The following is a 24660-nucleotide window of genomic DNA, read 5'->3' as shown; positions in this document are numbered from 1 at the left end:
CAGGCTCGCGCACTTCGTGTCGCTCTCCACCCCCTGCCGGGGGCAACCCCAGCGGCCCGGCAAAGCCGGTTCCGCGGGGTTCCCCGCCCAATCAAACTGAATCACCGAACGAACGGAATATCGCCATGAACGGATTGATGATGGATCAGCCCCTGCTGATCTCCAGCCTCCTCACCCACGCCGAACGCCATCACGGCGAACAGCAGATCGTCTCGCGCCGCGTCGAAGGCGACGTGCACCGCTACACCTACCGCGACATGGGCCAGCGCGTGCGGCGCCTTGCCAACGCGCTCGCGGCGCGCGGCATCGAGCAGGGCGAGCGCGTCGCCACGCTGGCCTGGAACGGCTACCGCCACATGGAGCTGTACTACGCGGTCTCCGGCTCGGGCGCGGTGCTGCACACGCTCAACCCACGCCTGCACCCCGACCAGGTGGTGTGGATCGCCGACCATGCCGAAGACGAGATCCTCTTCTTCGACCTGACCTTCCTGCCGCTGATCGAGGCGATCGCCTCGCGCGTCTCCACGATCAAGGCCTTCGTCGTGATGACCGACCGCGCACACATGCCGGCGTCGTCCAAGGTGCCGAACCTGCTGTGCTACGAAGACCTGATCGACGACCACACGCCGGACTTCGAATGGCCGGTGTTCGACGAGAAGGCCGCCTCGTCCCTCTGCTACACCTCGGGCACCACGGGCAACCCCAAGGGCGCGCTCTACAGCCATCGCTCGACGATGCTGCATACCTACGCCGCCGCGCTGCCCGATGCGCTGAACTGCTCGGCCAAGGACGTCATCCTGCCGGTGGTGCCGATGTTCCACGTCAACGCCTGGGGCCTGCCGTACATCGCGTGCATGGTCGGTGCCAAGCTGGTGTTCCCGGGCCCGTGGCTCGATGGCAAGTCGCTGCATGACCTCTTCGAAGCCGAAGGCGTGACCGTCTCGGCCGGCGTGCCCACGGTGTGGCAGGGCCTGCTCGCGCATGTCGAGAGCAACGACCTGCACTTCAGCACCATGCGCCGCACGATCATCGGCGGCTCGGCCTGCCCGCCGGCGATGATGCGCGCCTTCCAGGAGCGCTACGACGTGCAGGTGCTGCACGCCTGGGGCATGACGGAGCTGAGCCCGGTGGGCACCGTGTGCACGCTCAAGCCGTGCCACCAGACGCTGAGTGCGGCCGAGCGCCTCGCGATCCAGTCGAAGCAGGGCCGCTCGGTCTTCGGCATCGACATGAAGATCGTCGGCGAAGACGGCGCCGAGCTGCCGCACGACGGCAAGACGGCGGGGGAACTGATGGTGCGCGGCGCCTGGGTGATCTCGAACTATTTCAAGGGCGAGGGCGCGGGCCCGCTGGTCAACGGCTGGTTCCCGACCGGCGACGTGTCGACCATCGACGCCGACGGCTTCATGCAGATCACCGACCGCAGCAAGGACGTGATCAAGTCCGGCGGCGAGTGGATCGGCTCGATCGACCTGGAGAACATCGCGATGGCCCATCCGGCCGTCGAGATGGCCGCCTGCATCGCCGCGCGCCACCCCAAGTGGGACGAGCGTCCGCTGCTCATCGTGGTGAAGAAGTCGGGCCAGGAGCTGACGCGCGATGAACTGATCAAGTTCTACGACGGCCGCATCGCCAAGTGGTGGACGCCGGACGACGTGGTCTTCGTCGATCGCATTCCGCTCGGCGCGACCGGCAAGGTGCAGAAGAACCTGCTGCGCGATGCCCACGGGGATCACCTGATGGCCAACAGCGGATCGAGGTTCGCATGACCAGCCTTTCCATCGCGGCGTGGCCTGCACGCAGCCGCACGCTGTTCCCGGGCGTGCTGGCCTGTGCGGTGGTGGCTGCCGCATCTACGTTCCTGTCGCAGCACTACGGTGCGCCGGTGATGCTGTTCGCGCTCATCCTGGGCATGGCGATGAACTTCCTCTCGGCCGAAGGCGCCTGCAAGCCCGGCATCGAGTTCACCGCGCGGCAGGTGCTGCGCTGGGGCGTCGCGCTGCTGGGCCTGCGCATCACGGCCGCACAGGTCGTGGCGCTGGGATGGCATCCGGTGGTGCTCGTGCTGATCTCGGTGGTGGTGACCATCGGTGTGTCGATGCTGGTCGCGAAGCTCATGGGCTTCAACACGCTGTTCGGCCTCCTGAGCGGCGGCGCGACCGCCATCTGCGGCGCATCGGCCGCGCTCGCACTGGCTGCGGCGCTGCCGTCGCATCCGCAGAAGGAAAAGGCGACGCTGTTCACCGTGGTGGGCGTTTCGGCGCTCTCGACCTTCGCGATGATCGCCTACCCGATGATCGCGCGCGCCTTCGGTCTCGACGACCATGGGTCGGGCGTGTTCCTCGGCGCGACCATCCACGACGTGGCGCAGGTGGTCGGCGCGGGCTACAGCATGTCGAAGGAAACCGGCGACATCGCCACCGTTGTCAAGCTGATGCGCGTGGCGATGCTGCTGCCGGTGATCGTCTTCGCCGTGATGTGTGCACGGGCCAGCGGCATGCAGACGGGCGGCGCGCGTCCGCCGCTGCTGCCGTGGTTCGCGGTCGCCTTCGCGCTGCTGGTGGCGGTCAACAGCACCGGCTGGCTGCCGACGGCGGTCACCGAGCTGGGCAGCGATTTCTCGCGCTGGTTCCTCGTGGCCGCCATTGCCGGCATCGGCATGAAGACGCAGCTGCGCGACCTCGCCACCGTCGGCCTCAAGCCCGTCGCGTTGATGCTGGGCGAGACCGTATTCCTGGCCATACTCGCGCTCTTGCTTCTGCGCTGGGCGGCCTGATTCACAAGATAGGAGAAGGAACATGAACCCCAACTACTCGCGCCGCAAGATGATCCAGGCCGCGTGCCTTTCCTGCCTCGGCATTGCGGGCCTCGCCGCGCATGCCCAGCAACCCGCCAAATGGCCTGACAAGGTGGTGCGCATCGTCGTGGCCGGCCCGGCCGGCGGCACGGCCGACATCGTCGCGCGCCTCCTGGGCGACCAGCTCACCAAGGACACCGGCCAGCCTGTCGTCGTCGACGCCAAGCCCGGCGCCGGCGGTGCGCTCGCGGTCAACGAACTCTCGATCGCGCCGCATGACGGCTACACGCTGCTGGTCGGCGTCAGCTCGCTCGTGAGCGAGATCCCGCACATCGTCAAGCTGCGCAACGACATGTCCAAGGAGATCCGCCCCGTGGCCGAGCTCGGACGCGGCGGCCTCGTGATGGTCGGCGCGCCCTCGGTGCCGGCGAAGAACTTCGCCGAGGTGGTGAGCTGGGTGAAGGCCAATCCGGGCAAGGTGAGCTATGCCTCGTACAGCCCGGGCACCGTGTCGCACGTCATCGGCCTGCAGCTCAACAAGGCGGCCGGCATCGACATGACGCACGTAGGCTACAAGGGCTCGACACCCGCGCTCACCGATGTGATGGGCGGGCACGTTCCGCTGATGTTCGACGGCATGGCGACCTCGCTGCCGATGATCAAGGCCGGCAAGATCAAGGCCTTCGCGGTCAGCACGCCCAAGCGCTCGCCGCTGCTGCCGGATGTGCCCACTTTCGCGGAGCTCGGCTATCCGCAGCTCGAAACGGTCTCGTGGATGGGCCTGTGGGCCAAGCCCGACGTGCCCGCCGCGGTGCAGGCGGCCGTTCGCGATGCGGCGCTCAAGGCCATCTCGCAGCCGGCCGTGCGTGCGCGCCTGCTCGATGCGGGCCTCGAAGCGGGCAGCGGACGCACGCCCGACGAGCTGGTGACTTCGCTGAACAGCGACTACAAGCGCGTGGGCGAGGTGCTGAAGTCGATCGACTTCAAGCCGGAGTGAGCCTGCGGTGGCTCAGGCCGCCGGAGACTCCAGCGCATAGAGCGGCACGTCCGACCGGTCACTCAGCCAGACGCCGCCGCCCATTTCCTTGAAGTGGCGCGACAGCCCGCGCCGGTACACCTCGGCGCGGTGGCGAAAGAGGTTCGGGTCGGTGAGCTTCTCGTCCACGATGTCGCGTTCGTAGTCCTCGCGCGTGACGACCTCCACGTAGAGCGCACCTTCGCTCAATGCGCCGAGATTCGTCAACGCGCGTTTCAGGTCCGATGGATTCAGGTACGCGAGCACGCCCTGGCAGATGACGAAATCGAAGGGCTGCCTGGACCGGAAGTCGACCACCGAGCCGCGCTCCCAGCCGTAGCGCTCGCAGAGGTACTCGCTGACCTCCACGCCGTGATAGCTGGCCTGCGGGAAATGCCGCGCGACGATCTCGCGCCACAAGCCGATGCCGCAGCCCACGTCGAGCACGCGATGCACCGGCACGCGCAGGTACTTCAGATAGGCGCAGACGAAGTCGCCCAGCCGTTCGACATGCTGCGGGTCGGCGACCTTGGTCTTCTTGTCGAAGTAGTAGCGCTGGTAGTAGGACTCGTCGAACGCGTCGGCGCTCACTGATTCCATCCGTGGATCCTTTCCGGGCTTGGGGCTCCGAGGGTTCGAGCCCGGGGCGATTCTCGCCTGCTCGCATGCGCCCCGGAGCCTCGGCGGCGACCCGTTGCTGCTGCTGAGTCCAGAATGTGGGTTGGCGCCCCGGCGCCGCGGCGACACCCGTCGGAGAAAGCATGAACGCTAACGCCATCGAACGAAACGAGGCCACCCAGCTGGGGGCCTGCACCTATCTGCTCCACATCCTGCTGGAGGAAGCGGAGCGCCGGCAAAGCGGCTTCGTCCGCGCGACGATCGAGCATGTCCTGAAGGACCATTCGGGCATTCCCGCGGATGTTCCGGACAGGGGCTTCGTCGATGCGTTGTTCTCGGAAGTCCTCGACATGCTGCGGCGTGCCGACCCCGCCATGCCGGCGCTGCCACCCGCCCCGCGGCCCCGCGCCACCGTCGCTGCGGCGCCCGAACTCTCAGCCGACTGGCGCCAGTGGATCGCCGAAAGCCGCCTCAGGGATTGCACGCCGGAATCCATGCTGGAGACCATGAAGGCGGCCGGGCTCGATACGGCGCAGGCCGGGGCCGCGATCAGGGCGATGGAGAACGAGCCCGCGTTCCTCGCGGCGCGCCGCATGCAGCAGCTTCAACGCAAGCTCGAATCCGTCGCCGGCAACCTGCAGAAGCTGTGGGCGTCCGCGCCGCACTACGACCGCGTTGAGAAGCGCAGCTCGCCATCGCGCGAGGAATTCATCGAACGCTACGTCCGCGGCTGCCGTCCCGTCGTGCTCACGGACGTCACCCGCGACTGGCCGGCGATGAAGCGCTGGTCTCCCCAAGACCTGAAGCAACGCTTCGGGCAGTTCGACGTGGAGATCCAGGACGGCCGCGACGCCGATCCCAACTACGAGGAAAACAAGCTCGCGCATCGCCGCGTCGTGCCGCTCGGGCCCTTCGTGGATCGCGTGCTCGCGGGTGGTGCGACCAACGACTACTACCTCACCGCCAACAACGAGGCGCTGCGCAGCGCGGCGTTCTCGCCGCTGCTGGCGGACATCGGAAGCCTGCCGCCGGTCTGCGACCGGTCCCAACTGGGCGAGAGGTCGTCCTTCTGGTTCGGCCCGGCGGGCACGAAGACACCGCTGCACCACGACACCCTCATGCTGTTCCACACGCAGGTGGTCGGGCGCAAGCGCTGGCGCCTCATCTCTCCGCTGGAGACGCCGAAGCTCTACAACTTCAACAACGTGTTCAGCCCGGTCGACATCGACGACCCGGACCTGGGCCGCTATCCGCTCTTCAAGGACGCCACCATCCTCGACGTGGTCGTCGAACCGGGGGAGACCATGTTCCTTCCGCTCGCCTGGTGGCACCAGGTGGTGTCGCTCGACCTCAGCATGTCCCTGTCGTACTCGAATCTGGACGTGCCGAACGACTTCTCGTTCCGGAACCCCGACATCCGCAACTGGTAGGTTCCGGCGCCGCTGGCATACTGTTCGTTTGCCATGAACCAGCGCCTGAAGACCCGTGAACGTTGCGAACGCGAGGTCCGCATCGACCTCGCGGCCGCCTACCGCATGGCGGCGCAGAACGGCTGGGACGACACGGTCTACACCCACCTGTCGGCGAGCGTTCCGGGTGAACCCGGTCACTATCTGCTGAACCCCTTCGGCGCCACCTTCGACGAGATCACGGCCAGCAGCCTGGTCAAGGTGAACGTGCGCGGCGAGGTGGTCGACGGCTCGGGCGCGCGGGTGAATCCGAGCGGCTTCGCGATCCACGGGGCGGTGCATGCGGCGCGGCCCGACATCGAATGCGTCATCCACCTGCACACGCCGTGGGGCGTGGCCCTGTCGATGCTGCCGGACGGCTTGCAGGCGACGTCGCAGTACGCTATGCGGCTGCATGGCCGGCTGGGCCGCCATGCCTATGAAGGCCTCGCGCTCGGCGCGGACGAGCAGCGGCGGCTGGTCGCGGAACTCGGCGCGCTCGATGGCCTGATCCTGGAGAACCACGGCACGCTGGTGGTGGGACGCACCGTCGCCGAAGCCTGGATGCTGATGCACCTGCTCGAGCGCGCGGCCCAGGCGCAGCTTCGCGCCATGGCGGCCACGGGCGGCGCGGTGCGCATCGCGAGCGCCGCACTGGCCGCACGCACCTACCGCGAGTGGGTCGGCGACGGCAGCGAGTGGGACGGCGACGTGGAATGGCCGGCGCTGCTTCGGCGGCTGGATCGTTCCATGCCGGGTTATCGCGACTGAATCAACTGGAGGTGCAACCATGCCAACCATCCGCGTCGAGCTTTTCGAAGGCCGCACGGTCGAACAGAAGCGCGAACTCGCGCAAGCCCTGACGGACGCGACCGTGCGCACGCTCGGCGGATCGCCCGACGGCGTCGACGTCCTCTTCTTCGACGTCGCACGGCACGACTGGGCCACCGGGGGCAAGCTCTGGAGCGACCCCGCGCCGCCGCCCTCGGGCAACGGCTGAGTTCATCGATCCTGTCCAACGGAAAGCGGGGAAGACCGCTGCGCCGCGCATCGCGGCCCTCGGGCCAGCATGGGCGATGTCCGAATCGAAGGTCGCCGTCTACGGGGCGATCGCGGCGAATGTCGCGATCGCGGCGACGAAGTTCACCGTGGCCGGTGCGACGGGCAGTTCCGCGATGCTTTCCGAGGCGATTCACTCACTGGTCGATACCGGCCACGGAACGCTCAATCGCCCAGGGCCAGGTCGGTCGGCTCAGGCACGCAGATGCCGAACTCGCAGCGCAAGGTGGCGCGTTGTCCGTTCGCGCACACGACGCTGTGCCGCTCGAAGCCCGGGCCCTTGCCCGCGAGCACGGCCTGCGCGGGGCCGTGGCAGACATTCGCCTTGGCGTAGCTCTCGGCCACATAGGTGTCGCGCCCGGTGCGAACTGCCTTCGGCTGTGGCGGCTGCGGCACGTAGGCGACGGTCACACGCGGATCGAGATTGCGATAGCCCTTGCGGGCCATGCAGTTGACCAGCGTCTTCTGCTGGAGCGATGCGTCGGCGGGCCGGGGCTTGTTCTCGTCGTTCAGGCCGGAAGCGATGCCGGAAAACACGGCCATTCCCACGAAGCCGAACGGCACGACGATGCCCACGCCCAGTGCCACCGCATCGGCCACCTCGCTGCTTCCCTGGCCCTTGACCGGCAGCACGCGCACGTTGGATGCCAGGGTGCGGCATGCGGCGACGTCTGCCGTGAGCATGTCGAGGTCCACGCCCTGCATGTCGACCATGGGCATGTACGACGCACCCGAGCCGGTGCCCGGGATCGTCGTGGGCTGCGTGGCGCAACCGCAAACCAGCGCTGTCGCACAGACGAGCGCCAGACTCTTGCCCATGGATGCCCTCCTGTGTCGGATTGCAGCGGGGCCGAATTTGAGCACACGATTCGTTACTTGGGAACAGGCTGAGCGTCAGGCAGCCGAGGCGTGCTGATCCATGAACGCCTCGACCCGACGCGCCGTCTGCGCTGCGCGGGTGATCACGAAGAGATGCCCGCAATCGACTGTCTCCAGCGTGGCCTTGCGCAGGCCGGACGCGAGGATGCGGCCATTGATGGGCGGCACGATCGGGTCGTCGTCGCCCATCAGGACCAGGGCGGGCGCCTCGACGCGGTTCAGCCGCGGCCAGCTCGTCCAGCCCACGGTGGCGAGCAACTGGTAGAGGTAGCCGTGGCGGCTCGGGCTGCGCATCGATTCGGCATGCAGTTGCAGCAGTTCCGTTTCGAGCCGCAGTTCGCCTCCGTAGAGATCGCCGCCGATCTGCATCAGGTAGGCCGGGTCGGTGTAGCGCCGCGGGCTCAGCATCTTGAACAGCACGTTGAGCCGGCCAGGGACCATCACGATGCCGGCGCACGTGGCCGCGAGTGTGAGGGTCTTGCAGCGGCGCGGATGGTTGATCGCGAACTCCTGTGCGATCGCGCCGCCCCACGAGACGCCGAACACATGCGCGTCCTTGACGTCGAGCCGGGCGAGCACGTCGGCGCCCAGCCGCGCGATGTCGCGCGGCCGGTAGGGCAGCAGCGGCGCGGGCGATTCGCCGACACCGGGCGCATCGAAGGTGATGACGCGCGTGCGGGTGAATCGCGCCATGAAGGGCGCCATCGTCTCCACGCTGGCGCCGATGCCGTTGAACAGCAGGAGGGTGCGTTCCGCCTGCGGCGCGCCGCCGACGGCGACGCGCACGCGCTGGCTTCCGATGCGGAGCGGGAAGGTCTCCAGGGGCTTGCTCGTCCTGCTCATTCAGCGGCCGCCGATTCGCTTCCCGCCAGCACGTAGGTGCCCGGCGCATCGCACAGCGGCGGATGCTTGCGCGAGCCTTCGCGCGCAGGCGCACGCCGCTCTGAATCCGAGCGTTCGGCCAGCCACGCCGAGAGATGCGGCCACCAGCTGCCTTCGTGCGTCTTCGCGCCGGCCTCGAAGCTTTGCGGCGAATCGTGCTCGCCGGCGTTGGTCATGAACGAAGCCTTCTTGCCACCCGGCGGAGTCACGATCGATTGCACGTGCCCGCTGGAAGTCAGCACGAATTCGCTGTGCCCGCCGAGCATGTCGCGCGTCTGGTAGCAGCCATCCCATGGCGTGATGTGGTCGGTGCGGCCGGCCACGATGTAGCTGTCGCAGGCGACATCGGAGAGAGTCAGCGGGTGCTCGCCGATCGACAGTCCGCCTTCGTGCGTGAGCGCGTTGGTCTCCAGCAGCGCGATGAAGTCGGCATGCAGCTGCGCGGGCAGGCGCGTGGTGTCGGAGTTCCAGTAGAGGATGTCGAAGGTCGGCGGCTTCTCGCCCATCAGGTAGTTGTTGACCCAGTAGTTCCAAACCAGCTCGTTCGGCCGTAGCCACGCGAAGACCTTGGCGAGGTCCTTGCCTTGCAGCACGCCGGTGTTGCCGCTCGCGGTGCGCGCCAGTTCGAGCGTCTCCAGGTGCGCGAAGAGACCCATCGAGCTGTCGGCGATGCTGCCGATGTCGAGCAGCGAGACGAGCAGCGTCAGGCTGCGCGCCCAGTCGCTGCCCTTGGCCTGCAGGTAGGCCAGCAGCGCCGCCGAGGTGATGCCGCCCGAGCACGCGCCGAGCACATGCATCTGCGGCGAGCGCGAGATCTCGCGGACCGCCTGCATCGCGTCTTCGAGCGCGAGCACGTAGTCCTGCAGGCCCCATTCCGACTGCTCCGCACCCGGATCGAACCAGCTCACGACGAAGACCTGGAAACCCTGTTGCACGAGGTACTCGATCAGGCTGCGGCCGGGCGCGAGATCCCAGATGTAGTACTTGTTGATCTGCGGCGGCACGATGAAGAGCGGCGTGCCGTGCACCGTCTTCGTCTGCGCCTTGTACTCGATCAGCTCCAGCATCGCGTGGCGATGCACCACCGCGCCGGGCGTCATCGCGAGGTTGCGGCCGACGCCGAACTGCGAGCCGTCGACCATCGCCGGCAGGCCGCCGTTGTCGCGCCAGTCGGCGGCGAGCTGCTTCACGCCTTCGAGCAGGTTGCGCCCGCCCGTTTCCAGCGTGCGGCGGATCGCCGCGGGGTTGCCCACGAGCGTGTTGGTCGGTGCGAGCGTGTCGGCGACCATGCCGAGCGCCATGTGCGCGCGTGCCTCGTCGCGTGGCGAGAGCTGGAGTTCGCCGGCGAGCCGGTGGGCTTCCTTCACGAGCGAGAGGTGGCTCTGCATGAGCGCGTGGTAGACCGGATTGCGGGTCCACGTCGGGTCGTCGAAGCGGCGGTCGCCCGCGGCGGGTTCGATCTTCGACAGGCCGGTGCCTGCCTTCAGCAGCGCCGTGCTCGAGCGTTGCAGGCTCTGTATCGTCTCGAGCGGATGCCGGCAGACCGCCGCGGCCAGCGAGATGAACGAATCGCTGAGCCGCGAGCCGCTGCGGACCAGGTCGGACCGGATGCGAACGCCGGTGCTCATGACACCACCATCGCGAGCGATTCGGCCACCATCACCGGGCGCCAGCTGTCGCCGCCCGCATAGGCCGTGTTCTTGCAGCGCACCAGCCATTGGCCGGGTTGCTTCTCCGTGACTTCGACCAGTTCGACGTGCAGGCGGACATAGGTGCCGCTCGGAACCGGGGAAAGGAAGCGCACGCGGTCGAAGCCGTAGTTGAGCACGCCCTTGGCGTCGCCGGGGTACACGCCCAGCTCGAAGTGCGCGGAAGGGACCAGCGAGAGCACGAGCAGGCCGTGCGCGATGGTCTGGCCGAAAGGGCTCTCCGTGCGGGCGCGCTCGGCGTCGACGTGGATCCACTGGTCGTCGCCGGTGCAGCCCGCGAAGCGGTCGATGCGCCGCTGGTCGAGCAGGGTGGGAGCCGAGGCGCCGAAGTCGTGGCCGACGTGGTCCTTCAGCGTCGCGATGCTGTAGTTCTTGAGGGGTGTCATTTTCGTGAAGACGTATTCGTTGGAATTCAGGCCGCGTTCGGCGCGGCTGCGGGCGTGGGCTGCGACGCGGGCGCGTTCGCCCGGGGGCGCAGCAGGAAGTGCGACAGGGCAGGGATCAGGAGCACCGCGCCGACCATGTTCCAGATGAACATGAACGCGAGCAGGATGCCCATGTCGGCCTGGAACTTGATGGGCGACAGGGCCCAGGTCAGCACGCCGGCGGCCAGCGTGACGCCGACCAGCGCGACCACCTTGCCGGTGAAGCGCAGTGCGCGTGCGTAGGCTTCGCCGAGCGTCGCGCCCTGGCGTTGTTCCGCGAGTTGCACGCTGAGCAGGTACAGCGCGTAGTCCACGCCGATGCCCACGCCGAGTGCGATCACCGGCAGGGTCGCGACCTTGACGCCGATGCCCAGGCACACCATGAGCGCCTCGCACATCACCGAGGTGATGATGAGCGGCACCACCGCCACGACCACCGCGCGCCAGCTGCGGAAGGTGACGAAGCACAGCGCGATGACGGCGGCGTAGACCAGCACGAGCATCTCGTTCCAGGCCTTGTGCACCACGATGTTGGTCGCGGCCTCGATGCCCGCGCTACCGGCGGCGAGCAGGAACTTGCGGTCGTCGTTGCTGTGCGCATCGGCGAAGGCGGCGCTCGCGGCGACCACGCGGTCCAGCGTCTCGGCGCGGTGGTCGGAGAGATAGGCGATCACCGGCATCACCGAGCAGTCGGTGTTGAACAGCTCGGGGTTGTTCACGCTGGCCTGTTGCGCGCCGTAGTTCAGCACGTCCTGGTTGCGCGCGATGGTCAGCCACTTGGGGCTGCCTTCGTTGCTGCCGGCGGTGATCTGCCGAACCGCGTTGGTGAGCGAGACCGTGGTCTGCACGCCCGGCACCTGCTGCAGGGTCCAGGCGAGGCGGTCGGCCTCCACCAGCGTGCCGTACTGCAGGCAGCCTTCCTTGGCGGTCTTGACGATCACCGCGAAGGTGTCGCTCGACAGCGAATAGTTCGCCGTGATGTAGGCGTTGTCGCGGTTGTAGCGCGACTGCGGACGCAACTCCGGCGCGCCGGGGTCGAGGTCGCCGATCTTCAGGTGCGTGCTGGCGACGAAGCCGATCGCGAGCAGCGCGGCGGCGGCGCCGATCGTGCGTACCGCCCACTTGCGCTCGGTGAAGTGGCCGAGCCATGCGTTCAGGCGCGAGGCACCGGCGTTGTTGTCGGCACGCAGGCTGCGCGCGGCAGCGGCCGGACTCACGCCGATATACGACAGCAGCACCGGCAGCAGGATCAGGTTGGTGAAGATCAGCACGCCTACGCCGATGCTGGCGGTGAGCGCAAGGTCCTTGATCACGGGGATGTCGATCACCATAAGCACCGCGAAGCCCACCACGTCGGCCACCAGCGCCGTGAGGCCTGCGAGGAAAAGGCGGCGGAAGGTGAATCGCGCAGCGACCAGCTTGTGCGCGCCGCGGCCGATGTCCTGCATGATGCCGTTCATCTTCTGCGCGCCGTGCGAGACGCCGATCGCGAACACGAGGAAGGGCACGAGGATCGAATAGGGGTCGAGCTCGAAGCCCAGCCCGGCCACCAGACCGAGCTGCCACACGACGGCCACGAGCGAGCACGCGATCACGAGCGCGGTGCTGCGCAAGCAGCGGGTGTACAGATAGATGATGGCCGCCGCGACCAGCGCCGCGATGGCGAAGTACAGCGCCACCTGATGGAGGCCATCGATCAGGTCGCCCACGAGCTTGGCGAAACCGACGGTGTGCACCTTGATGCCGGTGGGCTTGCCGCTGGCGTCCTGCTCGTAGGTGGCGGCGAGTTTGTCCAGCGTGTGCGAGAGCGCGCGGTAGTCGATGCGCTGGCCGGTGGTCGGGTCCTTGTCGAGCAGGGGCACGACGATCATGCTCGACTTGAAGTCGTTGCCCACGAGGCTGCCGGAGAGGCCGGCACGCGCGATGTTGCCGCGCAGCTGCTCGGTGGCGCGTGGCGAGCCGTCGTAGTTGTCGGGCATGACCGGGCCGCCGCGGAAGCCTTCCTCGGTCACTTCGGTCCAGCGCACGCCGGGGGCCCAGAGCGACTTCATCCAGGCGCGGTCCACGCCGGGGGTGAGGAAGAGTTCGTCCTGCAGGCGCTTGAGCGCGTCCAGGTACTTGGGCTGGTAGATGTCGCCGTCGGTGTTCTCGACCACGATGCGCAGCGAGTTGCCGAGGCCGCGAAGGTCGGCGCGTTGCTCCAAGTAGTTCTGGATGTACGGGTGGCTGCGCGGGATCATCTTCTCGAAGCTGGCGTTCAGGCCCAGCTTCGTGAAGGCCAGCAGGCCGAGTGCGATGGTGATCAGCGCGCAGGCGACGACGACCACGAGCCGGTTGTTGAACACCAGCCGTTCCAGCCGCGAGCCGGAACGGAGGTCGAAGGAGTCGAGCGAGATCGGCGCGGCGTCTTCCGCGCGCGTGGGTGCATGCATGTCATGTCTCCGTTTGCCCATCAGCAGCCCATGCCAGGGCACCCGCGGAACCGGCTTGGCCGGGCCGCTGGGTGCGTCCCCCGTAAGGGGTGCAGGGGCCACACGCAGTGGGCGAGGCTGGGGGTTACTTCAGCGCCACCGCCCCGCGGGGGCCTGCGACGACCAGGTTGCCGTGGGCCGCGACGATGACGGCCGCCGCGGGCAGGGCGCCGGTGACAGGCACCGGCTTGAAGCTCGCGCCGTCATCGCGGCTGGCGAGGACGTGGCCGGCCTGGCTCACGATGACGAGGCGGCCGTCGCTGTCGCGCGTGCTCGCCGTCAGGCCGACCTGCAGGCCCGTGGGGACCTGCTGCCATTGGTGTCCGCCGTCGGTGCTGCGCAGCACGGTGCCGCGCAGGCCGTGGACGACGACGGTCTGTCCGCTGCCGCTCACGCCGAAGAGCGTGCCCTTGTAGGGGAGCTCCAGTGCGCGGAACTGCGTGTCGCCTTGCGCGAGCTTGAGCAGCAGCCCTTGCTCGCCGACCATGTAGACGTCGGAACCGATGCCGCGCACCGCATAGAGGTGCTGGGCCTTGGGGTTCTCGACCGCGTGCTGCAGCGGCTCCCAGGTCGCGCCGCCGTCGGCGGTGCGGAACACGAGGCCGAACGCGCCGACGATGTAGCCGTTGCTGGCATCGCGGAACCACACGTCGAGGAACGGGTTCTCCGCGCCCTGCGCCTGGAAGCGCTTGGCTTCCTCGACCAGCAGCGCGGCGCGCTTCGGGTCGTCGGTGAGCGCAGAGGCCGACTTCGAGTAGTACTCGAACATCACCTGCCCCAGGCGGCGGCCGTCGAGCTGGGTGGTCCAGCTCTGGCCGCCGTCCTTCGAGTGCAGGACGATGCCGTCGTGGCCCACGGCCCAGCCGTCGGTGGCGGTCGGGAAGCTCACGGCGACGAGGTCGGAGCTCACCGGCACCTCGGCCTGGCGCCAGCTCTTGCCGTCATCGTCGGAGATGACGACGTGGCCGCGCTGGCCGACCCCGACGATGCGGTCGCCGGCCCGCGCCAGCCCGTTGAGCAGGGCGCGTGATGCCAGGTTGCTTCGGGCGGCCGGCGTGTCGAGCACGTCGCGCCAGCCCTTGTCGGCCGCCGCCTGCGCTCCCCACGCGGCGGCGCAGGCAATCGCCAAGGCGGCAATGCTTGCTCGCTTCGCGTTCATGTGCAGGCTCCCGCTTCAGCGCACGCCGCTGCCGGCGAGCGAATCGGCGGTCCACTCGCGGTCTGCGAGCGGCTTCGTGTGGCGCAGGCCGCCCGTCTCGGCGATGTAGCCGGTCAGCGAGTAGACGCGCGAGACGAAGTCGTAGTGGCCGAACATGTCGGTGTACGGGGCCGGCAGGTCATAGCTCGGCGCCATGTAGGCGAAGCCGGCGCGGTAGAGCTGGCCGCGTGCGTCGTAGTTGTCCGACGCCAGCGCCGCCCACGAGTCCTCGTCGAGGTAGAAGGTGCGCTTGCTGTAGACGTGGCGCTTGCCTTCGCGCAGCGTGGCTTCCACCACCCACACGCGGTGCAGTTCCCAGCGAACCGCATCGGGGTTCAGGTGGTTGGCCTTGAGCAGGTCGTCCTGCTTGGTTCCGTAGACCGCGGCGTAGGTGTTGTAGGGGACCAGCATCTCCTTCTTGCCGACGAGCTTGAAGTCGAAGCGGTCCATCGAGCCGTTGAAGATGAAGGTGTCGTCGAACGTCGTCGCGCCGGCGGTGCCGGGGTTCGGCGTGTCGAACGACAGGTCCGGTGCGACCTTCACGCGGCGCTGGCCGGGCAGGTAGCTCCAGGCGCGGCGGTCCTTGTTGCCGACGTCGAGCGGGTCCACGATCATCAGCGCCTCGCCGGCGCGGCGGGCGGGACCGGTGTAGGTCAGCTTGATGCGCCAGTAGGTGTCGGCGTCCGCCTTGGCCGTGTCCCAGAACGGGAAGTCCTGCACGCTCACGCCTTCGGTGGCGAGGGCCGGGCGGCCGCTGGCATCGACGTTGATGTTGCGGTACTTGGCTTCATACGACTGGCCGTTGAAGCGCACGAGGTGGTTCCACATCGCTTCGTAGCCGGTCTTCGGGATCGGGAACGGGAAGCCCGCGTGCACGCCCTCGATCGAGCGGCCGTCGTTCGCGGTCTTGGCGTTGACAGCGCTCTTGGCGGTGTTGTCGGTCACGAACTTCGGGAAGGCCACCGTGCGGTGCGTCGGGTAGACGTCGACGCGGAAGCTCGGGTAGGTCTTCAGCAGCGTCTTCGTGCCTTCGGTCAGCTTGTCGGCGTACTCGCCCATGTTCTTGGCGTCGATCACGAGGCGCGGCTTCTCGCTGGCGAACGGGTCGGGGCGGATGCCGTCGCCGGCCTTGAACTCGGCAGGGGCCTTCGTCAGGCCGCCGGTGTAGGCGGGGATGGTGCCGTCCTTGTTGCCGGCCTTCTCGGCGCCGACCGGGGTCAGCGTGGTGCCGAGCGCCTTGGCTTCATCGGCGCTGACCGCGGCATGCGCGAGGATGCCTGCTTGCGCCGCGACGAATCCGGCGATGACGACGCGCTTGAGTGTGAACTTCATGTCTTGTCTCCTGGGGTGAGGGATCTGGAAAGGGCTAGAAGGTGGTCTTGAAAGTCAGGCTCACGAAGCCGCGGTCCTTCAGCAGCGTGGTGAAGCCGTTCTGGCTCGTCACCGCGGTGCCGTTGGTGCTGCGGTAGCTGCCGAGGTAGTCGATGTACTTGATGTCGAAGCGGTACTTCTGGCGGACATCGACACCCAGGCCAACGCTGTAGTTGCCGTTGCCCTGGTTGCCGCCGAAGACCGTGGGAGCGTTGCCGCTGAGGCCCACCGCATAGGTGATGGGCATGGAAAGGTCGATGCCGGGCCACACCTGGAACCAGGTGGGCGTGAAGGCCATGCCGGTGCCGAAGTAGTTCTTGGTGGTGCAGCCGTCCCACTTGTCCTTGCCGGCGCAGGCCGCGAAGCCTTCGGCATAGAAGAGGTTGGCGCCGCTGGTCACCTTGGCCCATTGCGCCCACACCATTTCGACGGCCCAGGTGGCGGTGTCGAACAGGGCGGTCTTCGGGATCACGCCGACTGCGTTGATGAGGCCGTGGTAGGTGTCGCCGCGCGGGCCCTTGGTGTTGCCCTCCGTAGGCAGGCCCGGGGCGATGCCCAGCACGGTGCTGTTCAGCGGCGTGTTGTGGCGATAGGAGAGCTCGCTGCCGAAGCTGATGCCGGCGATGTTCTTCGCGAAGCTCACGCCGTACATGTCGATGTTGTCGGCGTAGATCAGGTTGTAGCGGCTGATGTTGCGGCCGACCTGCGTGAGGAAGGTCTGCGGCAGCTTGTCGGCGTAGTTGCGCCAGTAGAAGCCCATCGTGCCGTCCATCCATTCGGGGCTCCAGCGCGCGGCCAGGCCGCCTTCGCCATGCTGCTTGGGCTCGGACGGGTTGCCGCGCTGGGCGAAGCCGAGCTGGCTCGAAAGGAACTGGCGGTCGGGGCCGTTGAAGGCGAAGTCCACCGGGCCGAGGTAGGTGCCGCCTTCGGGGTAGCGGAAGGAGTCCCACTCCAGCATGTACTGGCCCGCGATCGAGAGGTCCTGCGTGATCTGCGACTGCGCCGAGATCTGGTTCAGCGGGCGGAAGAGCTCCTTGGCTTCCACGCCCGGCGTGGCGAAGCCCTTCTGCAGGTCGAGCGGGTTCTGCGCATAGGCAATGCCGTTCAGGTTGCCGTTGAGAAACAGCGACTCGCCCCAGTACAGCGAATGGCGGCCCAGCTTGGCATTGACCGGCACGTTGCCGATGTCGGCGCCGCCGAACACGAAGGCATCCAGCCACTCGCCGGAGGGCCCCCGGTAGTAGCGCTTCGTGTAGTCGCTGTACTGATGATTGACGTAGCTGGGGATGTTGCTCAGCGGCGGCAGCGGATTGGAGTGGCTGGTCGACCCATAGGCGCCGTCGGCCCAGCCGGCCGCGCTCACGCGTGCGCCGAAGCGCTTCTGATAGGTGATGTCGAACTCGCTCAGCAAGTCGAGGCGGTTCGCCACCGTCTGGCCACGGTCGAAGCTGTAGGTGCCTTCGTCGGACACGGCGGAGTTGCCGATCTTCGGATCGCGGCTCTCGACCCGGTTCGCATAGTTGTAGCGGACGGTGTTGTCCCAGCGGATCGCGACGTCGGGGTTGCCGGTGTCGATCTCGAACGCCCGCGCGTTCGACGACAGGGTGGCGAGCACGGCTGCGAATGCGGTCGCTGCGAGCCGGAAGGACGGACGGTCTGTCAGGGAAGCCGTCTTGTTGTTGAGCTGAGGCACGAGGTCTCTTCTTTCTTTGTCTGTGGGGCGGTGGGGGAGGTGTTCCCCGCCTGCGGGCAGCCGGGAACAGGATGGAATTCTGGGAGCGGGGGTGCGCCGGGCACCCCTCCTTGGCGGAGGGGGCGGGGGCGGGGGAAGGCCCCCGATGGAGGGGGCGCGCCGCGCTCGTCGGCGCGCTTTTCGCTAACCTAGCGCGATGAATGCTTTCGCCATGCCGGGGGCCGTGGTGGGCGCGCCCATCGGGCCGCCGCCACCATCGCCCGATCTTCCCGTGCCGCCGACACCGCCCGCCCCGCATTCGCCGGCGCCGGTAGTCGATCCCACACCCACGGACCCGCCATTGGTCGAGCCCGGCAAGCCGCCGCCGGTGGCCGATCCGCCGCCGGGCGCATTCGTGCCCGGGCGCATGCACGCGCGGCGCTTGCGCGAGGTCTATCGCTCAGCCGGCTGGCCCTGCTGCGATCCGATCGAGGTGGATCTGCTGGCCGCCGGGCTGCTGGAGCGCGTCCGCTCCACGCATGGCCACGAAACGCTGCGCGTCACCGACGCCGGCATCGCGCACATCGCGTCGTCGCTGGTGGTGAACCGCGCGGCCCTGTCGCGCCACGAGGCGCTGGTGGAGCGCGTCGCGCGCGAGATGACGCGCGCCGGCCGCGTCGCCTGGCGCGGACTCACGCTGCGGGCGCAGCTGCCGCCGGCCGCCGAGGGCGACAAGCCGCGCTGGTGTATCGCGCGGCCGGACGTCTTCTCGATCCGCAACACCAGCGTGGAAGCCTACGCGCAGCCGATCGTCCACGAGGTCAAGGTCAACCGCGCCGACCTGCTCGGCGACCTTCGCAAGCCCGACAAGCGCGCCGCCTACCTCGACCTGGGCGGAGAGTGCTGGTACGTGCTCGGCAGCGACGCGCGCGGCCGGCCCATCGGCGAGCCGGACGAGATCCCGTCGGAATGCGGCGTCATGGTCGCCCAGGGCGACCGGCTGGTCGTGGCCCGCTCGGCGGTGCACCGCGCCCTGCCGCGCCTGCCGTTCGCGGTCTGGATGGCGCTGGCCAAGGCGCAGCCTGTCGGGGGCTTCGATGACGATGTGCAGGACCTGCTGCCGGGCCTCGAAGCCTGAGTGGCGCCGGCACACTGGCCGGAAGTTGTAGGCGGTTGTCAGCGCTGCGACGGAACGTAAACTACCTCGCCCGCCAGTTTGGCGCCATTCGCCCAGCGCCGTCTGAAGAGGAGTCCGCGATGCAGCCAGTTCTCGAAATCCGCAAGCTCGGGGAGCGCTCCTATACCTACGCCGTGCGCGCCACGCGGCCGGCCGGCAGCCCGGCACCGGAGGCCTGCTACGAGGACCGGGGACTCACGTCCTTCGTGGAGTGCATTCGCGATGCCGCGGAGGCGCTGACCTACTTCCCGCGCGTCTACGTCCGTTTCCAGGGCCGCTGCGTCGGCGAGCAGTTCGTCTCGCGGCTCGAAAGCCATCCCGAGGCCGTGGCGCGCGATCTGCTGGTGCGCTATCTCGAAGGAAGCCTGCCTCCCCAGACAGCGACGGCGCAGCGCGCCGATGCCACTCAGGCGTCGGTGGTCTCGTAGCGCGCGAGCCAGCTCCACAGCTCGAAGCGCGCGCTCGTCGTGTCCCGCAGGAAATTCCGGTAGCCGATCAGGGCGGCAAGCGATGCCTCGGCGCGCAGCACGAGGCGGTCGCCCTGGGGGTCCTCCTCGACCAGCGCAGCGCCGCGGCGCAGCAGTTCCTCCCGCACATGCGCGGCGTGTGCGCGGGACACCTGCACGCGCACGTACATCACGGGTTGCAGTCGTGCGCCGTCGTGCGGGCGAGTGGCGCAGTGCGCGCGCGGCGTGCCGAATCGCGCCGATGCGCCGAGCGCTGCGGCGACGAGCGGCGCGGCTTCCTCCAGCGCCTGCTCGTTGGCGGCGCAGAGGGTGAGCTGCTCGCCGTCATCCACCAGCAGGTAGTGGTCCGGCTTGGAGATCCACTCGGTCGCGGCGCTTTCGCGCAGCGATGCGAGCTTCTGCTCGTTGACCGAGAGCGTCTGCCGCAGCGGATAGGGCTCCAGCGCGCGGTCGTCGAGGTGCGGTTTGCGGGGCGGGTTCGTGCCCATGTCCGACCGGTCCGCTCAGAGCGTGTATTCGCCGCTGGCCTCGGGCTGGTAGAGGATCTCCTCCACCCGCGCGCTGCGTTCCTCGCCGCCGGGCGTCTTCCAGTGTGCGGTGGCGCCGAGGCGAAGCCCGATCAGGCCCATGCCGACCGGCGAAAGCACCGACAGAAAGCCCTTGGCCGGATCGGCTTCCGGTGGATAGCTCAGCGTCATCTGGTCGCGCTGGCCGGTTTGCGTGTCCACGAGGGTGATCCTCGAATGCATGGTCACGATGTCGGCCGGCACTTCGCGCGAGCGCATCACCTCGGCGAGGTCGAGCAGGGATTCCAGCGCCGGATGCGCCCTGGCGTCCTGCAGCTTGGTGAGGCGGACGTGATCGAGTTCGGTGAGCACGCGCTCGCCGTGAATGGTTGCGGTCATGAAAGAAGCTCTCCAATCGAATGCGGCCGCGTGCAAGTGACGGCCGCTGTCGCGCGGGGCGGGAGCCCGGCGATCGATGGTTGCGCTAAAGAGGTGGGAGAGGGGATCGCCGGGCGGAGGAGGGTGCGTCCGGCTGGCGCAGTCCCGCCATGCCGGCGATGGTCGCATCGGCCTGGTGATTGGCGTGGAACGGAACGGAAGCGCGCATCGGCCCATTGTAGGCGCCCAGGAATACCAGGAACCCCCGCGGAACCGGCTTTGCCGGGCCGCTGGGGTTGCCCCCGGAAGGGGGTGCCCGAGCCACACGAAGTGGGCGAGGCTGGGGGAGAGTTCAAGAACAGGGGAGAATGAACAATGCCTTGCCCAGCCTGCGGGTTCGAAGCCGACGCCACGTTCGCCTTCTGTCCGAAGTGCGGTCAGCGTCTGGAGGTGGCGGCCCCCGAGCCCGAATCGGACCGCCGCCCGGTCACGGTCATGTTCGCGGATCTGTCGGGCTTCACCTCGCTGAGCGAATCATTGGACCCCGAAGTCGTGCGCGCGCTGCAGAGCGAGTTGTTCGCGGAGATGGCCTCGAGCATCCAGCGCCTCGATGGCTTCGTCGAGAAGTACGTCGGCGACGCGGTGATGGCGGTGTTCGGCGCCCCCGTCGCGCACGACGAAGACCCGGCGCGCGCGGTGAGCGCGGCGCTTCTGCTGCATCAACGGATCGCCGCCCTGAGCGCGCGCTGGCAGCCCAGCATCGGCCGCCCGCTGTCGCTGCACATCGGCATCAACACGGGGCCTGTGGTGGCCGGGCGCATCGGCTCGAATCCGGCCGCCACCTATGCAGTCACGGGCGACACGGTGAATGCCGCCGCGCGACTGCAATCCGCGGCGGGCGCGGGCGAGACGCTGGTGAGCCGCTCGACCTGGCTGCTCACGCGGCATGCCTTCGCCTTCGAGGAAATGCCCGCACTGGCGCTCAAGGGCAAGAGCCAGCCGGTGATCGCGTACCGCCTGGGCGCCGCGCTGGCGGCGCCGCTGGCCTCGCGCGGGTTGCAGGCGCATGGCCTGGCGACGCCGCTCGTCGGCCGGGACGCGGACCTCGACGCGCTGGTCTGCGCTTTCGAAGCCATGCGCAGCGGGCAGTGCCAGCTCGTGAGCCTCGTCGCCGAGGCGGGCACCGGCAAGAGCCGCCTGGTCGCGGAGTTCGTCGCGCAGCTGCGCGCCTTCGGCAGGCTGGACGGCGTGGCGGTGCGCAACGCCGCCTGCTCGTCCCTCGGCGAGCGGACCTACGGCGTGCCGGCGGCGCTGCTGCGCGATGCCTATGGCCTTTCGGAGCGGGAGGGCGCCGTGGAGGCACAGCGCAAGATCGCCGCCGCGCTCGTGGAGCTGGGCGTGGACGCGCAGGAGCGCGAGCAGGTCGCGTCCTACCTCGGTTGCGTGCTGGGCCTCGAGGGCGACGATGCCCGCACGCGCTATCTCGATCCGGAGCAGCTCAAGCGGCAGATCTTCTCCGCCGTGCTCGCGGTCATCCAGCGCCGCCTGCAGCGCGAGCCGGTGATGCTCATCGTCGAAGACCTCCACTGGGCCGATGCGGCATCGCTCGACGTGCTGCGCTATCTGCTCGACCAGCTGGGCGGCAAGCCCTTCATGCTGCTCGTCACGCATCGGCCGGTTCCGGAAGTCGGCGTGCTGGCCGGCGGACCCGCGGCGCACACGCGGATCGCGCTGGAGCCGCTCTCGCCGGCATGCAGCGCGACGCTGCTCGACGGCCTGTTCGGCACGTCGCGGCGCACGCTGCCCGATGACTTGCGCATGCGCATCGTCGAGCATGCGGGGGGCAACCCGCTCTTCCTCGAAGAGATGGTGCGCGCCTTGATCGCCGACGGCGTGCTGCGCCAGCAGGAAGGCGCCTGGATCTGCAGCCCGGGCGCTTCGGCGGAGCAGGTGCCGCTGACGATCCACGGCCTGCTGCTTGGCCGCATCGACCGCCTGCCGGTCCCGGTGCGCCAGACGCTGCGCGAAGCGGCGGTCATCGGGCCGGTCTTCGCCGAAGCGCTGCTGCGGGACGTTGCGACCGCACGCGCACGGGCACTGTCCGATGCGCTGGATGCGCTCGTCGGCGCCGGCCTGCTGTCGTTGGCGCCGCTCTTGCCCGGCGCGCCGGCCTCGCCGGGCCAGGACCGGCAGTTCCGTTTCCGCCATGGCCTGTTCCAGGAGGTGGCCTACGAGACGCTCCTGATCAGCCGCCGCACCGAGCTGCACACCCGCATCGGCGAAGGACTGGAGCGCCTGTGCGGCGGCGCGCCGCGGCATCTGGAGGAACTGCAGGCGCTGGCCCATCACTTCCGCCTCGGCGCCGACAAGCCGCGCGCGGTGCACTACCTCTCCGCCGCGGGCGACTGGGCGCGCAAGACCTATGCGAACGCGGATGCAATCCGGCATTACGAGTTCGCGCTGGAGACGCTCTCGCAGGCCGGCAACGGAGATGAAGGCCAGTCGCTGCGGATCCGCGAGCGGCTCGCCGACGTGCTCGCGCCGGCCGGGCGGATCGCCGATGCGACGGCGCATCTCGAAGCGGTGCGCGAGGGCCATGCGCGCGCGGGCGACCGCATCGCCCAGGCGCGCGTGCTGCGCAAGATCGCCGCATTGCGCTGGGAAGTCGGCCAGCGCGACGAGGCGCGGCAATGCCTGGAAGCGGGCCTGGCGCTGATGAACGAAGCGGCGCCGCACCCCGAGCTGGCGTGGCTCTTCCAGAAACGGGGCGAGCTGGCTTTTCGCAGCGGCGACAGCCACGGCGCGCTCGAGTGGACGGAGCGCTCGCTTGCGCACGTCCGCCGCCTCGATGGTGCCGCCGACGGACCTGGGGGTCCCCAAGGGAGCCGCGCGGCGGTCGCGCTCGCGCTCAACATCCAGGGAGTTGCACTGGCGCGGCTCGACCGCATCCATGAGGCGGTCGAACGGCTGGAGCAGAGCATCGACGTTGCACGCGCCGCCGACCTGCCGCAGGTGGAATGCCGTGCGTTGTCGAACCTCGGCGTGCTCTACAGCTCGAGCGATCCGCAGCGCGCCATCGACGCCTGCGAGCGCGGGCTGCAGACTGCCCACCGCATCGGCGACCTCGGCCTGCAATCGCGCCTCTCGGCCAATCTGGCGGTCGCCTACTGCACGCTGACCAACCGCTGCGACGAGCGCGGCATGGTGGCGGCGCACGATGCCATCCGCATCGACCGGAGCACCGGGCAGCTCGATCACCTGGCGGTCTCGCTGGTGGTGCTGGCGCAGATCTACCAGTGCCACGGCGATCCGCTGCGCGCGCTGCGCTACTACGAGGAAGCGCTGGCGCTGGCCGAGAAGTCGGGTGAGCCGCAGTTGCTCTTTCCCTGCTACGACGGGCTGGCGACGCTGCACCTCGACCTGGACAAGGGGGAGGAAGCCGAGCACTACATGGAACTGGCCAGCGATCTCTGCGAGCGAGCCGGGCTCGATCCCGATGCGCTGGTCGTCTTGCCGTTCCTGGCTTAGGTCCCGAAGGGTTTCCCTCGCGTCAGTCGGCCTCGATGCCGGTCGCCTTCACCACGTCGGCCCACTGCGCCGTCTGCACCTTGATCGCATCGGCGAACTGCTGCGGCGCCATGTAGTCGGCCACCGCGCCTTGCTCCAGCGCCTTCTGTCTGAACGACGGCGATGCGACGACCTTCGCGATTTCGGTCGTCAGCTTGTCGATGATCGGCTTCGGCGTCTTGGCCGGCGCGAAGACGCCGAACCATGAAGTCGCGTCCAGCTTGGGCAAGCCCGCCTCCGCAGTAGTGGGCACGTCGGGCAGGCTCGGCAGGCGGGTCTTGCCGGTGGTGGCGAGCACGCGCAACTTGCCGGACTGGATGTGCGGCACGAAGGGCGGGGCGGTGCCGAAGGTCAGGTCGACGGTGCCCCCCAGCAAGTCCTGCAAGGCAGGGCCCGTGCCCTTGTACGGAACGTGCGTGAGCTTGATGCCGGCCTGCTGTTCGAGCATCGCGCCGGTCGCGTGCTGCAGCGAGCCGTTGCCCGAGGATGCGTAGTTGAGCTTGCCCGGGTGGGCCTTGGCGTAGGCGACGAGCTCCGCCATGTTCCTGATCGGCAGGTCCGCGCGGATCACCACGATCTGCGGCGCAGACAGCACGTTCGCGACCGGCGTGAGGTCACTCATCTGCCATTGGGGCGGCTGCTTGCTGACCAGCGGCGTGATGACGTGGTAGCCCGAGTACTGCATCAGCAGCGTGTAGCCGTCGGGCTCGGCGCGCTTGACCGCCATCGCGGCGATCGCGCCGTTGGCGCCGCCCTTGTTGTCGACCACGATGGTCTGGCCGAGCGCGGTGCCGAGCTGCACGCCGAGCATGCGCGCCGCGATGTCGGTGGTGCCGCCGGCAGCCGTGGGCACCATGAGCATGACGGGACGAGTCGGGTAGCTGCCGGCGGCGCTCTGCGCGTGCAGCGGGACCGCGAGCGCGAGCGCCATCGCCCCGAGAGCGCACGTGGCGATGGCGCGGCGCGAGAAGCGGCAGGTGTAGGGGGATGTCATGCAATGTCTCCTTGTCGTATCGAATGC

The 24660-nt window shown here is 68.7% G+C and carries 21 protein-coding genes and 1 pseudogene; 10 read left to right on the top strand and 12 right to left on the bottom strand.

Features of this window, described 5'->3' with window-relative positions; all coding sequences use genetic code 11:
* Positions 1–125 precede the first annotated feature (125 nt).
* The 3 genes from WKW77_RS03230 to WKW77_RS03220 are packed head-to-tail and all read left to right on the top strand — an operon-like array spanning position 126 to position 3794.
* Positions 126–1769 carry a 3-(methylthio)propionyl-CoA ligase gene (locus tag WKW77_RS03230; RefSeq protein WP_340355366.1) on the top strand — a complete coding sequence of 548 codons (1644 nt, stop codon included), beginning with the start codon at positions 126–128 and terminating at the stop codon, positions 1767–1769.
* Complete coding sequence (locus WKW77_RS03225) at positions 1766–2776, top strand: YeiH family protein (RefSeq protein ID WP_340355365.1); 1011 nt, start codon at positions 1766–1768, stop codon at positions 2774–2776. The genes WKW77_RS03230 and WKW77_RS03225 overlap by 4 nt, the downstream gene beginning before the upstream one ends.
* A 22-nt stretch (positions 2777–2798) precedes the next feature.
* Positions 2799–3794 carry a Bug family tripartite tricarboxylate transporter substrate binding protein gene (locus tag WKW77_RS03220; RefSeq protein ID WP_340355364.1) on the top strand — a complete coding sequence of 332 codons (996 nt, stop codon included), beginning with the start codon at positions 2799–2801 and terminating at the stop codon, positions 3792–3794.
* Between the two features lie 12 nt (positions 3795–3806).
* Here the strand turns inward: WKW77_RS03220 and WKW77_RS03215 are convergent, their stop codons facing one another.
* A complete protein-coding gene (locus tag WKW77_RS03215; protein WP_340355363.1) occupies positions 3807–4412 on the bottom strand; it encodes a class I SAM-dependent methyltransferase in 606 nt (201 codons plus the stop codon).
* A gap of 161 nt (positions 4413–4573) precedes the next feature.
* Between WKW77_RS03215 and WKW77_RS03210 the strand changes: the two genes are divergently transcribed.
* The 4 genes and pseudogenes from WKW77_RS03210 to WKW77_RS35145 form a co-directional block, all read left to right on the top strand.
* On the top strand, positions 4574–5860 hold the full coding sequence (locus tag WKW77_RS03210) for a cupin-like domain-containing protein (RefSeq protein ID WP_340355362.1): 1287 nt from the start codon (positions 4574–4576) through the stop codon (positions 5858–5860).
* A gap of 33 nt (positions 5861–5893) precedes the next feature.
* Positions 5894–6649, top strand: coding sequence for a class II aldolase/adducin family protein (locus tag WKW77_RS03205; RefSeq protein WP_340355361.1), 756 nt, complete (start codon positions 5894–5896; stop codon positions 6647–6649).
* Positions 6650–6668: 19 nt separating this feature from the next.
* Positions 6669–6878, top strand: a complete 210-nt coding sequence (locus WKW77_RS03200) for a 4-oxalocrotonate tautomerase (protein ID WP_340355360.1) — start codon at positions 6669–6671, stop codon at positions 6876–6878.
* Between the two features lie 76 nt (positions 6879–6954).
* Positions 6955–7077, top strand: a pseudogene (locus tag WKW77_RS35145) (cation diffusion facilitator family transporter); the annotation flags it as partial.
* 25 nt (positions 7078–7102) lie between these two features.
* On the opposite strand, the gene WKW77_RS03195 reads toward WKW77_RS35145, so the two are convergent.
* From WKW77_RS03195 to WKW77_RS03160, 8 genes are all read right to left on the bottom strand, one after another.
* On the bottom strand, positions 7103–7756 hold the full coding sequence (locus WKW77_RS03195; protein WP_340355359.1) for a hypothetical protein: 654 nt from the start codon (positions 7754–7756) through the stop codon (positions 7103–7105).
* Positions 7757–7831: 75 nt separating this feature from the next.
* Positions 7832–8659: a poly(3-hydroxyalkanoate) depolymerase gene (phaZ, locus tag WKW77_RS03190; RefSeq protein ID WP_340355358.1), complete on the bottom strand. Its 828-nt coding sequence runs from the start codon at positions 8657–8659 to the stop codon at positions 7832–7834.
* Complete coding sequence (locus WKW77_RS03185) at positions 8656–10326, bottom strand: alpha/beta fold hydrolase (protein WP_340355357.1); 1671 nt, start codon at positions 10324–10326, stop codon at positions 8656–8658. The genes phaZ and WKW77_RS03185 overlap by 4 nt, the downstream gene beginning before the upstream one ends.
* Positions 10323–10793, bottom strand: coding sequence for a MaoC family dehydratase (locus WKW77_RS03180; protein ID WP_340355356.1), 471 nt, complete (start codon positions 10791–10793; stop codon positions 10323–10325). The genes WKW77_RS03185 and WKW77_RS03180 overlap by 4 nt, the downstream gene beginning before the upstream one ends.
* A 26-nt stretch (positions 10794–10819) precedes the next feature.
* On the bottom strand, positions 10820–13264 hold the full coding sequence (locus WKW77_RS03175) for an efflux RND transporter permease subunit (protein WP_340355355.1): 2445 nt from the start codon (positions 13262–13264) through the stop codon (positions 10820–10822).
* A gap of 124 nt (positions 13265–13388) precedes the next feature.
* The gene (locus tag WKW77_RS03170) at positions 13389–14462 is read right to left on the bottom strand and encodes a WD40/YVTN/BNR-like repeat-containing protein (protein ID WP_340355354.1); all 1074 of its coding nucleotides are present in this window, start codon (positions 14460–14462) and stop codon (positions 13389–13391) included.
* Positions 14463–14477: 15 nt separating this feature from the next.
* The gene (locus WKW77_RS03165; protein WP_340355353.1) at positions 14478–15833 is read right to left on the bottom strand and encodes a DUF1329 domain-containing protein; all 1356 of its coding nucleotides are present in this window, start codon (positions 15831–15833) and stop codon (positions 14478–14480) included.
* Positions 15834–15867: 34 nt separating this feature from the next.
* A complete protein-coding gene (locus WKW77_RS03160; RefSeq protein WP_340355352.1) occupies positions 15868–17565 on the bottom strand; it encodes a DUF1302 domain-containing protein in 1698 nt (565 codons plus the stop codon).
* A gap of 196 nt (positions 17566–17761) precedes the next feature.
* Between WKW77_RS03160 and WKW77_RS03155 the strand changes: the two genes are divergently transcribed.
* Together WKW77_RS03155 and WKW77_RS03150 are read left to right on the top strand one after the other, a co-directional pair.
* On the top strand, positions 17762–18682 hold the full coding sequence (locus WKW77_RS03155; RefSeq protein WP_340355351.1) for a hypothetical protein: 921 nt from the start codon (positions 17762–17764) through the stop codon (positions 18680–18682).
* 119 nt (positions 18683–18801) lie between these two features.
* Positions 18802–19149: a hypothetical protein gene (locus WKW77_RS03150; RefSeq protein WP_340355350.1), complete on the top strand. Its 348-nt coding sequence runs from the start codon at positions 18802–18804 to the stop codon at positions 19147–19149.
* On the opposite strand, the gene WKW77_RS03145 is transcribed toward WKW77_RS03150, so the two are convergent.
* Complete coding sequence (locus tag WKW77_RS03145; protein ID WP_340355349.1) at positions 19128–19676, bottom strand: hypothetical protein; 549 nt, start codon at positions 19674–19676, stop codon at positions 19128–19130. The two genes, WKW77_RS03150 and WKW77_RS03145, sit on opposite strands and share 22 nt — an antisense overlap.
* Before the next feature lie 15 nt (positions 19677–19691).
* On the bottom strand, positions 19692–20093 hold the full coding sequence (locus WKW77_RS03140; RefSeq protein ID WP_340355348.1) for a GreA/GreB family elongation factor: 402 nt from the start codon (positions 20091–20093) through the stop codon (positions 19692–19694).
* A gap of 354 nt (positions 20094–20447) precedes the next feature.
* On the opposite strand from WKW77_RS03140, the gene WKW77_RS03135 reads away from it, so the two are divergent.
* Positions 20448–23600, top strand: a complete 3153-nt coding sequence (locus tag WKW77_RS03135) for an adenylate/guanylate cyclase domain-containing protein (RefSeq protein WP_340355347.1) — start codon at positions 20448–20450, stop codon at positions 23598–23600.
* A 22-nt stretch (positions 23601–23622) separates the two neighbouring features.
* Here WKW77_RS03135 and WKW77_RS03130 read toward each other — a convergent pair whose 3' ends face one another.
* Positions 23623–24633 carry a Bug family tripartite tricarboxylate transporter substrate binding protein gene (locus WKW77_RS03130; protein ID WP_340355346.1) on the bottom strand — a complete coding sequence of 337 codons (1011 nt, stop codon included), beginning with the start codon at positions 24631–24633 and terminating at the stop codon, positions 23623–23625.
* Between the last annotated feature and the right edge of the window lie 27 nt (positions 24634–24660).

The sequence above is a fragment of the Variovorax ureilyticus genome, from assembly GCF_037889935.1.
In the GTDB taxonomy this organism is placed as follows: Bacteria; Pseudomonadota; Gammaproteobacteria; order Burkholderiales; family Burkholderiaceae_C; genus Variovorax; species Variovorax ureilyticus.
Note: the sequence above shows the minus strand (reverse complement) of the source record. Positions and strands in the feature narration are given on the sequence as shown.

Bases quoted from the DNA above. Each gene is read 5' to 3' on its own strand.
- WKW77_RS03230 (WP_340355366.1), top strand. From the start codon at position 126: ATGAACGGATTGATGATGGATCAGCCCCTGCTGATCTCCAGCCTCCTC.
- WKW77_RS03225 (WP_340355365.1), top strand. From the start codon at position 1,766: ATGACCAGCCTTTCCATCGCGGCGTGGCCTGCACGCAGCCGCACGCTG.
- WKW77_RS03220 (WP_340355364.1), top strand. From the start codon at position 2,799: ATGAACCCCAACTACTCGCGCCGCAAGATGATCCAGGCCGCGTGCCTT.
- WKW77_RS03215 (WP_340355363.1), bottom strand. From the start codon at position 4,412: ATGGAATCAGTGAGCGCCGACGCGTTCGACGAGTCCTACTACCAGCGC.
- WKW77_RS03210 (WP_340355362.1), top strand. From the start codon at position 4,574: ATGAACGCTAACGCCATCGAACGAAACGAGGCCACCCAGCTGGGGGCC.
- WKW77_RS03205 (WP_340355361.1), top strand. From the start codon at position 5,894: ATGAACCAGCGCCTGAAGACCCGTGAACGTTGCGAACGCGAGGTCCGC.
- WKW77_RS03200 (WP_340355360.1), top strand. From the start codon at position 6,669: ATGCCAACCATCCGCGTCGAGCTTTTCGAAGGCCGCACGGTCGAACAG.
- WKW77_RS03195 (WP_340355359.1), bottom strand. From the start codon at position 7,756: ATGGGCAAGAGTCTGGCGCTCGTCTGTGCGACAGCGCTGGTTTGCGGT.
- phaZ (WP_340355358.1), bottom strand. From the start codon at position 8,659: ATGAGCAGGACGAGCAAGCCCCTGGAGACCTTCCCGCTCCGCATCGGA.
- WKW77_RS03185 (WP_340355357.1), bottom strand. From the start codon at position 10,326: ATGAGCACCGGCGTTCGCATCCGGTCCGACCTGGTCCGCAGCGGCTCG.
- WKW77_RS03180 (WP_340355356.1), bottom strand. From the start codon at position 10,793: ATGACACCCCTCAAGAACTACAGCATCGCGACGCTGAAGGACCACGTC.
- WKW77_RS03175 (WP_340355355.1), bottom strand. From the start codon at position 13,264: ATGCATGCACCCACGCGCGCGGAAGACGCCGCGCCGATCTCGCTCGAC.
- WKW77_RS03170 (WP_340355354.1), bottom strand. From the start codon at position 14,462: ATGAACGCGAAGCGAGCAAGCATTGCCGCCTTGGCGATTGCCTGCGCC.
- WKW77_RS03165 (WP_340355353.1), bottom strand. From the start codon at position 15,833: ATGAAGTTCACACTCAAGCGCGTCGTCATCGCCGGATTCGTCGCGGCG.
- WKW77_RS03155 (WP_340355351.1), top strand. From the start codon at position 17,762: ATGAATGCTTTCGCCATGCCGGGGGCCGTGGTGGGCGCGCCCATCGGG.
- WKW77_RS03150 (WP_340355350.1), top strand. From the start codon at position 18,802: ATGCAGCCAGTTCTCGAAATCCGCAAGCTCGGGGAGCGCTCCTATACC.
- WKW77_RS03145 (WP_340355349.1), bottom strand. From the start codon at position 19,676: ATGGGCACGAACCCGCCCCGCAAACCGCACCTCGACGACCGCGCGCTG.
- WKW77_RS03140 (WP_340355348.1), bottom strand. From the start codon at position 20,093: ATGACCGCAACCATTCACGGCGAGCGCGTGCTCACCGAACTCGATCAC.
- WKW77_RS03135 (WP_340355347.1), top strand. From the start codon at position 20,448: ATGCCTTGCCCAGCCTGCGGGTTCGAAGCCGACGCCACGTTCGCCTTC.
- WKW77_RS03130 (WP_340355346.1), bottom strand. From the start codon at position 24,633: ATGACATCCCCCTACACCTGCCGCTTCTCGCGCCGCGCCATCGCCACG.